Annotated in this window: 15 protein-coding genes; 8 read left to right on the top strand and 7 right to left on the bottom strand. The window is 52.3% G+C overall.

Annotation, left to right across the window (positions count from 1 at the left end):
* Positions 1-26: 26 nt before the first annotated feature.
* From mutM to radC, 4 genes are all read right to left on the bottom strand, one after another.
* A complete protein-coding gene (gene mutM / locus ACJJIZ_RS02935) occupies positions 27-842 on the bottom strand; it encodes a bifunctional DNA-formamidopyrimidine glycosylase/DNA-(apurinic or apyrimidinic site) lyase (RefSeq protein ID WP_444911810.1) in 816 nt (271 codons plus the stop codon).
* A 97-nt stretch (positions 843-939) separates the two neighbouring features.
* Positions 940-1,095, bottom strand: coding sequence for a 50S ribosomal protein L33 (gene rpmG / locus ACJJIZ_RS02930; RefSeq protein ID WP_020413983.1), 156 nt, complete (start codon positions 1,093-1,095; stop codon positions 940-942).
* Between the two features lie 36 nt (positions 1,096-1,131).
* Complete coding sequence (rpmB, locus tag ACJJIZ_RS02925; RefSeq protein WP_020413982.1) at positions 1,132-1,368, bottom strand: 50S ribosomal protein L28; 237 nt, start codon at positions 1,366-1,368, stop codon at positions 1,132-1,134.
* A 215-nt stretch (positions 1,369-1,583) separates the two neighbouring features.
* Positions 1,584-2,258: a RadC family protein gene (radC, locus tag ACJJIZ_RS02920; protein WP_413663818.1), complete on the bottom strand. Its 675-nt coding sequence runs from the start codon at positions 2,256-2,258 to the stop codon at positions 1,584-1,586.
* A 148-nt stretch (positions 2,259-2,406) separates the two neighbouring features.
* Between radC and coaBC the strand changes: the two genes are divergently transcribed.
* From coaBC to slmA, 4 genes are all read left to right on the top strand, one after another.
* Positions 2,407-3,612, top strand: coding sequence for a bifunctional phosphopantothenoylcysteine decarboxylase/phosphopantothenate--cysteine ligase CoaBC (coaBC, locus tag ACJJIZ_RS02915; protein ID WP_444915167.1), 1,206 nt, complete (start codon positions 2,407-2,409; stop codon positions 3,610-3,612).
* A gap of 65 nt (positions 3,613-3,677) precedes the next feature.
* On the top strand, positions 3,678-6,041 hold the full coding sequence (locus ACJJIZ_RS02910) for a phosphomannomutase/phosphoglucomutase (protein ID WP_444915166.1): 2,364 nt from the start codon (positions 3,678-3,680) through the stop codon (positions 6,039-6,041).
* A 146-nt stretch (positions 6,042-6,187) separates the two neighbouring features.
* Entirely contained in the window at positions 6,188-7,105 is a 918-nt protein-coding gene (gene argB / locus ACJJIZ_RS02905) for an acetylglutamate kinase (protein ID WP_444915165.1), read from the top strand.
* Between the two features lie 111 nt (positions 7,106-7,216).
* Positions 7,217-7,825 carry a nucleoid occlusion factor SlmA gene (gene slmA, locus ACJJIZ_RS02900; RefSeq protein ID WP_108735025.1) on the top strand — a complete coding sequence of 203 codons (609 nt, stop codon included), beginning with the start codon at positions 7,217-7,219 and terminating at the stop codon, positions 7,823-7,825.
* 64 nt (positions 7,826-7,889) lie between these two features.
* On the opposite strand, the gene ACJJIZ_RS02895 is transcribed toward slmA, so the two are convergent.
* Positions 7,890-8,486 carry a hypothetical protein gene (locus ACJJIZ_RS02895; RefSeq protein WP_444915164.1) on the bottom strand — a complete coding sequence of 199 codons (597 nt, stop codon included), beginning with the start codon at positions 8,484-8,486 and terminating at the stop codon, positions 7,890-7,892.
* 47 nt (positions 8,487-8,533) lie between these two features.
* Positions 8,534-9,187 (bottom strand): orotate phosphoribosyltransferase, encoded by a 654-nt coding sequence (gene pyrE / locus ACJJIZ_RS02890; protein ID WP_413663822.1) that lies wholly within the window; start codon positions 9,185-9,187, stop codon positions 8,534-8,536.
* Positions 9,188-9,301: 114 nt separating this feature from the next.
* Here pyrE and ACJJIZ_RS02885 point away from each other — a divergent pair, with 114 nt between their 5' ends.
* Complete coding sequence (locus ACJJIZ_RS02885; RefSeq protein WP_413663823.1) at positions 9,302-10,069, top strand: exodeoxyribonuclease III; 768 nt, start codon at positions 9,302-9,304, stop codon at positions 10,067-10,069.
* Positions 10,070-10,135: 66 nt separating this feature from the next.
* Here the strand turns inward: ACJJIZ_RS02885 and rph are convergent, their stop codons facing one another.
* On the bottom strand, positions 10,136-10,855 hold the full coding sequence (rph, locus tag ACJJIZ_RS02880) for a ribonuclease PH (protein WP_444895659.1): 720 nt from the start codon (positions 10,853-10,855) through the stop codon (positions 10,136-10,138).
* Between the two features lie 109 nt (positions 10,856-10,964).
* Between rph and ACJJIZ_RS02875 the strand changes: the two genes are divergently transcribed.
* The 3 genes from ACJJIZ_RS02875 (at position 10,965) to ACJJIZ_RS02865 (ending at position 14,769) form a co-directional block, all read left to right on the top strand.
* Positions 10,965-11,852, top strand: a complete 888-nt coding sequence (locus ACJJIZ_RS02875) for a YicC/YloC family endoribonuclease (RefSeq protein ID WP_444915163.1) — start codon at positions 10,965-10,967, stop codon at positions 11,850-11,852.
* An 88-nt stretch (positions 11,853-11,940) separates the two neighbouring features.
* Positions 11,941-12,495 carry a rhomboid family intramembrane serine protease gene (locus ACJJIZ_RS02870; RefSeq protein WP_444915162.1) on the top strand — a complete coding sequence of 185 codons (555 nt, stop codon included), beginning with the start codon at positions 11,941-11,943 and terminating at the stop codon, positions 12,493-12,495.
* A 540-nt stretch (positions 12,496-13,035) separates the two neighbouring features.
* Complete coding sequence (locus tag ACJJIZ_RS02865; protein ID WP_444915161.1) at positions 13,036-14,769, top strand: S8 family peptidase; 1,734 nt, start codon at positions 13,036-13,038, stop codon at positions 14,767-14,769.
* Positions 14,770-15,096 lie beyond the last annotated feature (327 nt).

Genomic DNA, 15,096 nt, shown 5'->3' with positions numbered 1-15,096 from the left:
GCCTAAAGCTGCCAGAAGGATGCGATTTAACGTTGGCAGCTAGAGCAGAAAAAGGTATTTCTCTGGCCCAAAACCATATCTTTGACTGCTCGGCCGCAAGAGGGACAGGACTCACCCGCACGGCCATAAACATTTAGCTGTTGGGCGAAATAGCCAGGTTTTCCATCGCCGCCAATAAAGTCCCGCAAGGTAGTCCCACCTTGGGCGATTGCCTGACTGAGAACCTGCTTTATGGACTCAGCCAAGCGCTGGTATCGGGCTTTGGAAATAGAACCGGCCTGTCGATCTGGGCGAATGCCCGCCAGGAAAAGAGATTCACTGGCGTAAATATTACCCACCCCCACAACGATACGGCCATCCATGACGAAGGTTTTGACAGACTGCTTACGCTTGCGCGAAGTCTCGAACAGATAGTCACCACTAAATTCTTCCGAGAGAGGCTCTGGGCCCAAATGGCTGAGTAAGTCGTGGGCCAGTGGGTCCGCCACTGTCCACAGTAGGGCACCAAAACGGCGCGGGTCGCGGTAACGCAGTGTGAGACCACTATCCAGGCGCCAGTCGATATGATCATGCTTTTCCGGTGCCTGTGCAGCCTCGACCATTCGCAGGCTGCCAGACATCCCCAGGTGCCAGATAGCGCAGCCTTTATCGGTGTGCACCAGCAGGTACTTGGCGCGGCGCTCCAGCTTCAGTATCCGGGCATTGCGGACACGGCGCTCAAAGTCTGCTTCCACGGGCCAGCGCAACTGGTGCTGGCGCACTTTTGCGGAGCGAATTTTATGCCCCTCCAGGTGAGGTTGCAGGCCTCTGAGAGTGGTTTCTACTTCTGGGAGCTCTGGCATCTTCTGGAGTTACCCTGTGTAAACTGGCTGCTCAATTTCCAATACGCACAAAAAAGCCCGGTTAGAACCGGGCTTTTTGTACAGTAGCGGTAGGCAATTATTTAATTTTGCCTTCCTTGTACATTACATGCTTGCGTACAACGGGATCGTACTTTTTGATCTCCATTTTCTCAGGCATGTTGCGCTTGTTTTTGGTAGTGGTGTAGAAATGGCCAGTACCGGCGCTGGAATTCAGACGAATCTTCTCACGCATTGCTCTATCTCCAATCTATTAGCTGGGCTACAGCCGTTACACTTTTTCGCCGCGGGCGCGCAGCTCAGTCAGCACAGCGTCGATACCTTTCTTATCGATAACGCGCATGCCTTTCGCGGAAACACGCAGCTTCACAAAACGCTTCTCGGATTCAACCCAGAAACGGTGGCTGTGCAGGTTCGGCACAAAGCGACGCTTGGTGCGGTTCTTAGCGTGGGATACATTGTTTCCGGTGACCGGACGCTTACCGGTTACCTGACATACCTTGGACATCTGTTGGCCTCTTCAAAACGCTTGTGCCCGCATGGCGCCAATCCTGAAGAGGAAAAGGTAGTGCGGGAACATAAAAATCGGGATTCTAATCCGGTTCCTGGATGGCGGCGGAACCTGTGCAGAATCTGGCCCGGCCGCAAAGAGCGGCGTTTTATACCAAAAGAGCCCGTAGGGAGCAAGTTTTGTACAACATTTCAACGCCGGGAACGACACCTTTACATCAATCCCTGCTCTGCAAAGGATAGCGCCTTGCCCTCACCGACGATCAAATGGTCCAGAACCTTGATATCCACCAGCTCTAGTGCCTGGGTCAAACGCTCGGTAATCCAGATATCTGCCTGGCTGGGCTCACTGACACCAGACGGGTGGTTGTGCGCCAAAATAACCGCCGCAGCTCCCTTCAACAGCGCTTGCTGTACTACTTCGCGCGGGTAGACATTCGCTGCATTCAGAGTCCCCTCGAACAGCTCCTCAAAAGCGATCACCCGGTGTTGATTATCCAGGTAGAGGCAGCAGAACACTTCCCTGCGCCGGTGCCTGAGCTGGATTGCCAGGTAATCCCTGACCGCCCCGGGACTGCACAGTGCGCTGCCGTGCTGTATCGTCTCCGCCAAGTGCCGCTTGGCCATTTCCAGCGCCGCTTGCAACTGTGCAAACTTGGCGTCGCCGAGCCCTCGCGCGCGGCAAAAGTCATCTCGCTCGGCCTCTAATAGAGGGCGCAAGCCACCAAAATCATTGAGAAGTCTCCTGGCCAGATCCACTGCTGAGAGGCCGGGTAGCCCCACGCGCAGAAAAATTGCCAATAGCTCTGCATCCGACAGAGCCTCAGCTCCTCTCTCCAACAGCTTTTCCCGAGGCCTCTCACCTGCCGGCCAGTCCTTTATTTTCATTTGTAGCCCAGTTAGTCAGTGTCTTATCTATCGCACATCTACTGAACACCTCTTCCACGCTGCGCCTTTGAAGCACTACTGCAGTCTTATAAGAAACGACATAGAAATGCTAATCTTACCGGCTCGCACCAAATCGGAAACAGCATTTATGTCCTCTCTGGCCGACAAACGCATACTTTTAGGTATCAGCGGTGGAATTGCCGCCTATAAGAGTGCCGACCTGGTTCGCCGGCTCAAAGAGCGCGGTGCCGATGTCCGAGTGGTAATGAGCGCCGGAGCACAGGAGTTTGTACAGCCACTGACCTTTCAGGCGCTATCCGCTAACCCGGTGCATACAGACTTGTTGGATCCCTCGGCAGAAGCCGCTATGGGTCATATCGAACTGGCGAAATGGGCTGATCTTATCCTGATTGCTCCAGCCAGTGCCCAGGTAATGGCAAAGTTGGCTGCCGGTATGGCTGATGACCTCTTAACCACCCTTTGTTTGGCCAGCGAAGCCCCCCTGGCCCTGGCACCAGCCATGAACCAAGCCATGTGGCGCCACGCAGCTACCTCAGCCAATGCTCAGACCCTAAAGGAGCGCGGAGTCATATTCTGGGGCCCAGGCGCGGGTAGCCAGGCCTGTGGCGACGTGGGCCCCGGCCGTATGCTGGAACCAGAAAACCTGGCGGAACACACTGAATCCCTGTTTCACACAAGCCACTCACTGCAGGGCCGCAAAGTAGTAATCACTGCCGGCCCTACCAGGGAAGCCATTGACCCAGTGAGATTCCTCAGCAACCACAGCTCTGGAAAAATGGGCTTCGCCCTGGCTGCGGCGGCGCAGAGTGCCGGTGCCGAAGTGACGTTGATTGCCGGCCCCGTAAATTTGGATACGCCGCCAAAGGTCAATCGTATCAATGTTATCAGCGCCCAGGATATGTATGAGGCCGCCAAAAGTGTCGCCGATCACTGCGATATCTTTATCAGTGCAGCAGCCGTTGCTGATTTCCGCCCGGCCCAAGTCGCTGAGCAGAAAATCAAAAAGAAAGACGGGCAAGATGATGATGCAATTGCCCTCATCAAAAATCCCGATATTGTTGCAGCCATAGCCACGCGTACTGAGCTACGACCTTTCACTATCGGGTTCGCCGCAGAGACAGAACAGGTTCTCGCCCACGCCCAGAGCAAGCTGCAGCGGAAAAACCTCGATATGATCATTGCCAACGATGTGAGCCAACCGGACTCCGGATTTAACAGCGATCACAACGCTGTCACTGTGATAGATGCGGATGGTCAGAGCCGACTAGCTCCCGCATTAAAGACCGACCTAGCCCGACAGCTCATTGAACTCATCGCCTCCAAGGCTCAGTGACAACATTTACGCTCAAATCAGGGATATCTGTGGGCTCCAACAACAAAAAGAAACCAGGCGGTACCATGCAGAAAGGGTTATTTTTACCGTTATTATTAGTAGTTGTCGCTTGGCTGGGCGGTGCCTATCTGTTAATCCAGCATCTTGTAATACCCCACAATCATTCGCAGATTGAGCTAGCCGCCAAGCAAAAAACTGCCGAACTAGCTGAAGTCGTGCAGTCTTACGTCACAGACTATTCGAAGCGCCTGCAGGCCCTTGAATCAAGGAAGCTCCCTGCAGAATCTACCAAACTACCTGAGCAGGTATCCCTCCAGGCCTTTTCTTCCGAACAGGTTCGAGTGGGCTCAGGGCAAAATCCCTCCCTGAACTTTGCCTTGGTCGATCTGTTAAAGCGCAGCCAGGAAGCACCTGAGCAACCGATGGAAGTACTGCGTACAGGTGTGGAAAATAGCTGGCAACTGCATAGTGTTATCACCCTGGAAAATGAACAACTACTGGCTACCCAACCCTTTTCCGTGCTGGAAAACATTTTAAAAAGTCTGGGCGGTAGTCATGGACAAGTTCAGTTAATGCAGAAGTTTCCCGATGCCCACCGACAAACTCTGTGGCGCGCAGGCACAGGAAAAGGCCACAACACTGTGGAGCAACTTGAGGACAGCTATTTAAGCCTCCACTTCAGCCCCTCCAAAACCTTTGTCGAACAGCACAGTCTGCCCACATCCTGGATTTATATCGGAGCCGGCATTGGAATATTAGCGAGTCTACTCGCCCTACTGAAATTCCTACCTCGCGATTCGAGAGCCCCATGGGAAAGAAGTAAGGATACTAGTGGCAGCGAGTTTAATAAGGCGCACCCACAAGCCTCTGATGGAGGAACTACACAGGCTCCCAATACAGATTTTCTGCCGCAGAGCTTGGCCTCAGCACCCAGTATCTCGGACTCCGATTCGGAGAACTCAGAAAGCGAAGAAAAAGAAAATAGTTCAAAGGACTTGCCAGAAAGTGACGATGACAAGTCCGAGCTGCCTCTTACCTCTGAGTATCCCCAGCATGTTTTCCGCGCCTACGATATCCGTGGAATCGCCGGGCAGGAAATCAATGAACCTTTTGCCTATCAGCTAGGCAGAGCGCTCGGCACCCTGGCACAGCACGCTGGAGAACATCTCTTACTAGTTGGCCGAGATGGACGCAATAGCAGTGAAACACTTAGCCAGTGCCTGATTGAGGGAATTCTAGATAGTGGCTGCAACTCTATTAATCTCGGCCTGATTCCATCACCACTTCTCTATTACGCTTGTGCGAAAGGAAAAAATACCAGTAGTGGGGTCATTGTTACCGCAAGCCACAACCCTGCAGAATACAACGGCTTTAAGATCGTACTGAAAGGTCGCGCCCTGGCGGAAGACAAACTGCAGGGGCTCTACCAGTTGATGAAAAAAGGCCCATTCAAAAGTGGGGAAGGCGCCAATCGGGAGCAAGAAATCACCGATAAATATATCGATGAAGTTTTCAATAATGTCGCCCTCGCCGGGCAACCGCACTTGGTTATCGATGCTGGCAATGGCGCCACCTCTAACCTGGCTCCCCGCCTCTTTGAGCAGCTCGGCTGTGCGGTAACACCGATCTATTGTGAGGTGGATGGCAACTTCCCCAATCACGCACCGGACCCCTCCAGACCAGAAAACCTCGAAGCCTTGACTGAAAAGGTTCTGGCTACAGGAGCAGATCTGGGCGTGGCCCTGGATGGTGATGGTGATCGTGTTACCCTGATTTCAAGCAGCGGCCGTATCGCTTGGGCAGACCAACTGGTTATGTTGCTGGCAAGGGATATCCTCGCGCGCAATCCGGGAGAAAATATTGTCTTCGACGTTAAGAGCAGTCGCAGTTTATCCCAGCTAATCAGCCAGTATGGGGGCCGCCCCATTATGTGGAAGACCGGACACTCTCCGATGAAAGCCAAGATGTTGGAGACCAAAGCCATTTTGGGCGGCGAGCTTTCCGGACATATCTTTATTAAGGACCGCTGGTTTGGTTTCGACGATGGTATCTACGCTGCTGCGCGGGTACTAGAAATTATGGCACTGCGAGAACAAAGTCTTGATGAGCTTCTCGACACCTTGCCGAAAATGCACAGCACCCCTGAGATCCTGCTACCAGTAGAGGAAACTGAGAAGTTTTCACTGATAGACCAGCTGCGCGATAAGGGGAATTTTGGCAATGCCGATATCAATACTATCGACGGCTTGCGTATAGAGTTTCCCGATGGCTGGGGGCTTGTACGTGCCTCCAATACCACTAGCGCACTAACCCTGCGCTTTGAGGCTGAAAATGAACAGGCCCTGGAGCGCATCCGTACAGAGGTGATGGGACAGCTCAGAAAGATTGCTCCCGCAATTACTGTACCCGACTGGCAGCTGCTCGATTAAGATTAAACGGCGGAATAGACTGCGCCGCCATCGGGCCACTGCCTCTATTGCTTAGAAAACAACCCACCACATTTGCTTTAAATCGTTGGCGACTCAAGTCAGGACCCCAAACCTAATTGCCTGTCGCCCTGTGTAAGGAACTGCCCATGTCCCTAGATCTAAACTCTGCGCTGAAAAGTGCCCAGGTCCTCAATGAAGCACTGCCCTATATCCAGCGCTTTACGGGCAAAACTATTGTGGTCAAGTTCGGTGGCAACGCCATGGTGGATGAGCAACTACAAAACAGTTTCGCTCGAGACATTATCCTGATGAAGCTGGTAGGTATGAACCCAGTGGTGGTGCACGGCGGCGGACCTCAAATCGGGCAGCTGCTAAATAAGCTCAGTATTGAGTCCCGCTTCGTAGACGGAATGAGAGTCACCGATAGCGAAACCATGGATGTTGTGGAGATGGTGTTAGGGGGCACCGTCAACAAACAGATCGTCAATTTGATTAACAAAAATGGGGGCCGCGCGGTAGGTATCACCGGTAAAGACGGATTACTGGTTAAAGCGCGAAAGTTGACCCGAAAAAATGAGAGCGCGGGACTACATGCCTCTGAAATCATTGATATTGGCCAGGTTGGGGAAGTCGAGAAAGTTAATATTGATGTGATCAATATGCTGGTCCACAGTGACTTTATCCCGGTTATTGCGCCCATCGGAGTCGACGGCAATGGGGTTTCATACAATATTAATGCCGATCTCGTCGCTGGAAAAATCGCTGAGGAATTGAAAGCAGAAAAGCTGATGTTACTTACCAACGTCGCCGGTCTGCAGGATAAGGAGGGGGAGGTTCTCACCGGACTGACTACCAATGAAGTAGAGGGCTTAATTCAGGATGGCACCATCTATGGCGGCATGCTGCCAAAAATCACCTGCGCTCTGGACGCTGTTCAGGATGGGGTAAATTCCGCTCACATCATCGACGGCCGTGTGCCCCACGCCATATTGCTCGAAATATTTACAGATCGAGGCGTGGGTACCCTGATTACCAACATCGAAGCGCAAACTGTGGACCACTAGGCCCTTGGCAATTGAAGACAGCCCGGCGAATCGGTAGGATTCCGCCGCCGTCAAAATAAGACGACAAGAGCAAAACTAAATTCCGCCCCCCAAGCGGACCAAAGGCAGTCAATGAGCAGCGAAAAAATCAATCGGCGTCAACAAATCCTGGAAGCTCTAGCACATATGCTGGAAGTCAGTCCCGGCGCACGTATTACAACAGCAGCACTGGCCAAGGAAGTTGGTTTCTCTGAAGCCGCGCTATATCGTCACTTCCCCAGTAAATCCAAGATGTTTGAAGGGCTGATCGAATTTATTGAGGAGACCATTTTCAGCCGTATCGCAATGATCCTGCAGGAGGAGCCCTCGGCTCTCAATCGCTGCCAGAAAATTCTGCAGCTTCTTCTGGCGTTCTGTGAACGCAATCCAGGAATCACTCGCCTGCTTACAGGCGACGCGCTTACCGGTGAAACTGAGAGGCTGCATGGACGAATCCTGCAGTTGTTTGATCGACTGGAAACCCAAATTAGACAGATCTTGCGCGAAGCCGAATTGCGCGAACACCTGCGCCCGACTCTTCCTCTCGGTGGTGCTGCCAACCTGCTTTTGGCGAGCGCGGAGGGGCGTATCGTCCAATACGTGCGCAGCGGTTTTAAGCGTAAGCCTACAGAGTACTGGGCAGAACAGTGGCCCGTATTAACGGCTGGTTTCTTCCGTGAGACAGTGGCTGCAGCCAGATAACCATTTCCTCATGAGGGCTGTTTAGCGGCAGCCCTCCGAAATTATTCAGGCATTGAGAAATTAGCTAGCTCTCAGCATTAAGTTCGGTATAGCGGGCTACCGCCTTATCGAAATCAACCCCTATGGTATCCGCTTCAGCCGCACGCCGGCTGAGGCGCTCCTCAAGCACTTCCATTTCTTTTTGTAGATCAGCAATTCTCTGCAACAATTCGGGAGCCACCTCACGGCCGCCCCGCTGCGTGCGCGCAGCAGAGGCTTCTTCCTGGGCAATTTGCCGGCGTAGACTGCTGATATTTGACCGCATGATAGCCATATCCTGCTCTACGACAGCCAACTTGCGCGACCGAGCACTCTCAATATCCGCAATACTGTTATAGCGCTTGAGCAACTTACGATCCGCTTCCCGCTGGGCCTCTAGCTGAAGTTCGGCTTGGTACTCTTCGGGACTGAGCTGCGGTGCAACTACTTCAACTACACGACCGGTAAGAGTGAGAATCTCATATCCATTTGGAACAAATTCCGGTGGAATAGCATCGTTGATCACCAGGACTCCCTGGTGATCAGTGTATCGATACAAAACCCGGCTATTGTTGCCATAAGCCTCTACAGCCAGCATCAAAAGGGTGCTGACCAATAGAGGTACTAAAGGGGCGACTCGCATCGCTCTTCTCTCTAAATTAACCGGCCCACGGCTAGGAGGGACAAAATTTATTGACCCGCGACACCGTAGCGCTGCCGGTAGTCCACAATTTTCTGCAGAGTATCGCTGTCATTCGACTCCTGCTCGAGAAAGCTAATCACATCGTCTAACTGCACGATGCCGACCACAGGAATATTGTACTGTCTCTCAACTTGCTGAATAGCGGAGAATTCACAATCTTCGCTAGCCTTTTCCTGGCGGTTGAGACCAATCACAACTCCCGCCGCCTCTGCGCCATGAGATTCGATAATTTGCATCACTTCGCGCACGGCTGTGCCCGCAGTAATAACATCATCGATAATCAAAACCTTGCCATTAAGCGGCGCACCCACTAAGGTTCCGCCTTCACCGTGATCCTTGGCTTCTTTTCGGTTGTAACAGAAAGGCTTATCGATCCCCTTTTGGGCTAGAGCCACAGCAGTCACCGCACCCAGCGGGATACCTTTGTAGGCCGGCCCAAAAATGACATCGAACTCCACTCCCGAAGCGATTATCGCCTCGGCATAGGCCTGTCCCAGCGCTGCCAGTGCAGCACCGGTGTGGAAACGGCCGGCATTGAAAAAGTAGGGGCTTTGACGGCCCGACTTCAATGTGAAGTCGCCGAAACACAAAACCTGATGATCCAGGGCAAGTTGGATAAAATCGCGCTGATATTGCTGCATGGAAAATTGTTAACTATTGGCTAAGGTGAAGGGAGACCTCCCCGTAGCATTCCCGGGGGTAGGCATGCATATAATGTTTCTAATGATACACAGTCCGCTGGTAAGGGGCTAATAATGCGAATAGTAAGCTTGTCGGTAGACGGCGTTCATCAGGCCGCCCAACGCGGTCTCTACGATTGGTTGGCGGAGCAGGACGCAGATATTATCTGCCTTCAGGACCTGCGCTCTCTCGAGCCTGAATTGGACCACCCAATATTTCACCCCGACGGTTATTACAGTTACTTTTTCGACTCGGGAACTCCCCACGAAAACGGTGTGGCTATCTACACCCGAAGCCAGCCCAAAGCCATCATATTCGGCATGGGCTTCGCCAATGGTGAGGATATGTACGGCCGCTATCTACAGGCGGATTTCGAGCGACTGAGTGTTGGCTCCCTGCTCGCGCCAGTCGCCTCAGATGAGACGTCGTTAGAGAAAAAAGTCCAATTCTTTGAGGACATGCAGGCGCACTTGCTAAAAATAAGCCGCAAACGCCGCGACTTTATTTTCTGTGGTAACTGGGGCATGGCTCACCGTCGTGCAGACGTACAGAATTGGCAAGATCACCAGGATTCTCCCGGCTTTATGCGTCACGAACAGCGCTGGCTGGACCAGCTGTTTAATGATGTTGGCTATGTCGATGCTTTTCGCCGTGTAGTAAAAGATACCGACGAATTTAGCTGGTGGCCCAGCGGTACTGTCGGAGAAGGAGATGGCTGGCGTACTGATATGCAGATCGTTTCTCACGGTCTGAAAAATCGCATTGAGTACGGTGCAATCAATAAGAATGTGAAATTCTCCAGCCACTTGCCGGTAATCATGGACTACGAAATCGAAGTCTGAATCGCATGGAGTTCCGGCCCCTTCCCTATTGGGAGAGGGCCGGATACAAACCAAGGGGCGGCTGCTTTACTCGTCCAGCGCCCGCTTTTGCAAAGCGATCAATTCATCAATACCCGCCTTGCCCAACCCCAGCATCTGAGCGAACTGCTTTTCGGTAAATGGCTCACCCTCTGCAGTGCCTTGAACCTCGATCATGCCGCCATCTTCGGCCATCACCAAATTCATATCGGTATCCGCTGAACTGTCTTCCGGGTAATCCAGGTCCAGTAACGGCTCCCCCTCATAAATTCCCACTGATACCGCCGCTACCATATTCTTGAGCGGATCATCGGCTATGATTTTCTCTCGCTGCATATGACGCAGGGCGTCAACCAGTGCCACACAAGCACCTGTGATTGCTGCGGTTCGGGTACCGCCATCGGCCTGGATAACATCGCAATCGACGGTGATTTGATTCTCACCCAGCTTCTCCAGGTCTACCGCCGCTCGCAGTGAGCGCCCGATCAAGCGCTGAATTTCCACGGTGCGCCCACTCTGCTTGCCCTTGGCCGCTTCCCTGGGCATACGAGAGCCTGTGGAGCGTGGCAGCATGCCGTACTCTGCAGTAATCCAACCGCTGCCCTGGCCGCGTAAAAACCTTGGGACTTCACTGGATAGAGAGGCATTACACAAAACCTTGGTATCACCAAACTCCACCAATACAGACCCCTCCGCATGACGGGTATAGTTGCGGGTAATTTTTACCGGGCGCAATTGCGCAGGGGCGCGGCCACTGGGACGCTGCATAGTCCACCTCAAATATTGAATGAAAGCCCCGCATTATATACCCCAGCATGGCGATCCAAACGCTGTGTTATTATGCCGGGCCGATTAATACGCCTGTAGGGGATCAGCTATGGCCAGTCAACGGGAACAGAACAAAGTGCGCAGCATGACAGCCTTTGGACGCGCCGAGGCCAATTACGCAAACGGCACCGCTATCTGGGAACTACGCTCGGTCAACCATCGCTACCTGGAACCACATTTCCGTTTGCCCGAAGCGGCTCGCTCCCTGGAAACACAACTGCGCGATACGCTACGTAAGACGCTGTCCCGCGGCAAAATTGAACTGACCCTGAGCCTGAAGACCAATAGCGCCGAAGACACTGGGCTGGAAATCAATCAACCCCTCGCCCAGGCACTGATTCAAGCGGCAAAACAGGTAGCGGGTGGCGAGGATGTTCAACCACTCAATCCCTTGCAAATTCTCCAGTGGCCCGGTGTTATCAGTGAACCGGAGGCGGATACCGATCAACAGTCGGCAACGATATTGGAGGCTTTTCGCGAGGCACTGGGACAGCTGCGCGCAAACCGTGAACGAGAAGGCGCTGAGCTAGCCAAGTTTATTGAGGCCCGACTCAAGGGAATCGAAGAGCAGGTGGCCAAGGTTCGAGAACTGCTTCCCCAAATTCTTGAGGCACAGCGAGACAAGCTGCGCAGCCGCCTGGAAGAGTTGCAAGTGGAGCTGGACAAGGACCGGCTCGAGCAGGAGATCGTCCTGTTGGCCCAGAAGGCTGATGTGGATGAAGAGCTCGATCGCCTCAGTGCGCACACTTCTGAAACACGTCGGGTTTTAGCCGGCGGTGGATCAATCGGCCGGCGGCTGGATTTCCTGATGCAGGAGTTTAATCGCGAAGCCAACACCCTCTCCTCAAAGTCTGTGGTTACCGACACAACCCAGGCTGCGGTAGAGCTCAAAGTATTGATCGAGCAGATGCGCGAGCAAGTACAAAACATCGAGTAACCCTCTGGGGCATTCTCACCGAGACTGTGGATGCCCCTTTGCCACCAGAGAGGGGGATTTATGATAGCTCACCCTTTAAGGGATATTTATGCGACAAAACCTGAAGTGGGTCGGCGCTATTTTTATAGTGCTTGCTGCAATTGAGATTATTAATATTCTGAGCGGCCGATCGCTTAATTACTTTGGTATTGTTCCCCGCTCAATCAACCACCTCCCCCATATCTTTTCTGCACCATTACTGCATGGAAATAGCTGGCACTTCTTCTCGAATATATTCACTCTGTGCATCTTCAGTTTCTTAGTGCTGCAGTACGGGGTAAAAACTTACCTGAGAGTGACCCTGTTCGTTGTGATTACCACCGGAGTGGCCGTTTGGCTTTTTGCTGGCAGGGGCAATCATTTGGGAGCTAGCTCAGTTATCTATGGCTATTTCGGCTTTTTGCTTCTTGCGGGATTTATCAGCAGGAAATTTAGCCGTTTATTAATATCTATTGTGGTAGCCGTCCTTTATGGAGGGCTTATTTTCGGTGTCTTGCCACGGGGTGGTTTTATCTCCTGGGAGTCCCACCTATTTGGATTTATCTTTGGGTTGCTGGCTGCAAAGCTGTGGGCCAAAGTTCCCAGTTATAGCAAGGCCAGATAAACACAAGTCCTAACACCAACCTTTCAACCTCAAACCCCAGTAGTAGCCAGCAAAGGTTTTCATTACTGGGGTACCCTCAGGAAACAGGCCCCAAAGCCAAGCTACGTAAATGCTACGTAAATGCTACGTACACGTCACTAAGAAGCGTTTAGCGATTCATCTTTTCTACGCACGATAATTCTTTTATCTGAAAATATTCGTTTATTATCCAATTTCCCCCCTGTGAACCCCTCCACATCTCTCCCGTAGATAAATTCTCACTATCAGATTTTTTTCCCAAAACTTATAAATTTGTCGCCAAAAGCCACACAAATTTAAAGGCTTAAGCTGAGGATAATAATTTCACGAACGTTATAAAGAAGTACCATTTTGAAACTTTGGTACCAATTTTGGTCAAACTGACTTACCGACTGTGAGAAAGACAGTTTCTAGGCCTATCCGTTAAGCAAATTTATTTTGTTAGTGCGGAGTTTTTCAGGAGTCTCCGGCCTATCGGAATACTGATAGCCGGATTTAAAATATCTCGGAGATATAACAATAATGAAATCATCATTGAAAAGTCTTTTGCAAAAGACGACTCTGGCGAGTGCGTTTTCGTTACTGTGTGCTACCCCTTTCGCTACTCACGCAGCGGACGCGGAAAAAACACTGCTAACCGACCGCATCATCGTAAAGTACAAGGAGAGCGCTAAAGTTGGGAAGGCGGCCACCATGGCCACAGAGACGGTCGAAAAAGCTTCCCGTCGCGCCGGCCACAAGATGCGCCACCTCCGCCGTATGGCCACTGGCGCCCAGGTAATGCGCCTGGAAGGCCGTAAAAGTAGAGCTGAAGTAAGCGCGATCATCGATCGCCTGAAACAGGATCCGGATGTGGAATACGCAGAGCCGGACCTGATTATGAAAGCGATGGCCGAGCCCAATGACCCGAGCTATCTCAGCCAGTGGCATTACTACGAGTCCACCGGCGGCTTGAACCTGCCCTCAGCTTGGGACGTTACCCAGGGCGATGGCGTAGTGGTTGCCGTACTCGATACCGGTTATCTCCCCCACGCCGATCTGGTAGACAATATCCTGCCAGGCTACGATATGATTTCTGACACTTTCGTCTCCGTAGATGGAGATGGACGTGATGACGATCCCACTGACCCAGGGGATTGGTATGAAGCCGGCACTTGCGACGATACCTCTGAGAGCGATAGCAGCTGGCACGGCACCCATGTAGCCGGCACCATTGCCGGGGTTACTAACAACAACATGGGTATCGCCGGTGTTGCCTATGATGCGAAGATAGTGCCCGTTCGTGTGCTTGGACGCTGTGGTGGCTATACCTCTGATATTGCCGACGGCATCATCTGGGGTGCCGGTGGTTCTGTCAGCGGATTACCAAGCAACCAGAACCCAGCCCAAGTATTGAACCTGAGCCTCGGCGGTAGCGGTAGCTGCGACACTACCACGCAAAGTGCTATCGACACTGCGCGCAGCCTCGGCGCTACCGTGGTTGTCGCCGCTGGTAACAGTGGTGCCAACGCAAGCCAATACTCGCCCGCCAGCTGTGATGGGGTTATTACCGTTGCGGCAACTGACCGTACCGGCGGCCGCTCTTATTACTCCAACTATGGCAATGTAGTTGATGTCGCTGCACCCGGTGGCGCACAGAGCTTCGCAAACGATTCCGACGGTATCCTTTCCACCTACAACAACGGCTCTACCGATGCGGGCAGCGATAGCTACTATTACAGCCAGGGTACCAGTATGGCGGCCCCCCATGTCGCCGGCGCAGCTGCGCTGATTTATTCGGTTAACCCCGACGTTACTCCGGACGAAGTTGAGTCGATCCTCACCAGCACTGCTCGCAGCTTCCCCTCTTCTTGCAACAACTGCGGCTCCGGTATTGTGGACGCGGCAGCAGCTGTAGCTATGGCGAGCGGCGACGATAGTGGTAATGGCGACGATGACGACAGTGGCAGCAATGGTTCAGGTTGGACAGAAACTAACCTTTCTGGCAGCCAGGGCAGCTGGAATGACTTCACCATTGATGTTGAGTCGGGGACTTCCACCCTTACTATAGAGATGTCCGGTGGCTCTGGCGAAGTTGATCTCTACGTGCGCCACGGTAACTATCCTACTCTGCGTCGATATGACTGTCGTCCATACCTCTGGGGTAATGAGGAGAGCTGCACCATTAGCAACCCGGATTCCGGCACCTGGTACATCAGTGTCTATGGGTATGAATCCTACAGCGGTGTGACTCTGGAAGCGGAAGCTAGCGAGTAAATAACGACGCGTTCAGAGTAAAAAAAGACCGGCATTTGCCGGTCTTTTTATTTATAAACTCCAAAGAAAATCCTTTCACGAAGAAAACCATGCCTAAACATCAAAAGTCACACCTAGCCGTGGTACCAATTCGACGTATCGCATGCTCTTGCCAATCTTTTGATTAGTGCCAATCAGGCACCACTTTTGTAAACCTGAAAGTTAATTACGTCAAAATCCCTTTAGCGAATACTGACTGATTTCAGAATCCATGCTTCACTGGCATATGCGGCCCAGTAGCCGTGTGGCAAAGTTCGATAGATACGCTATCTAATAATAAAAATATGG

This window comes from Microbulbifer maximicatervae (SeqCode), from assembly GCF_052467225.1.
This window is presented reverse-complemented; position numbering and strand designations above follow the sequence as displayed.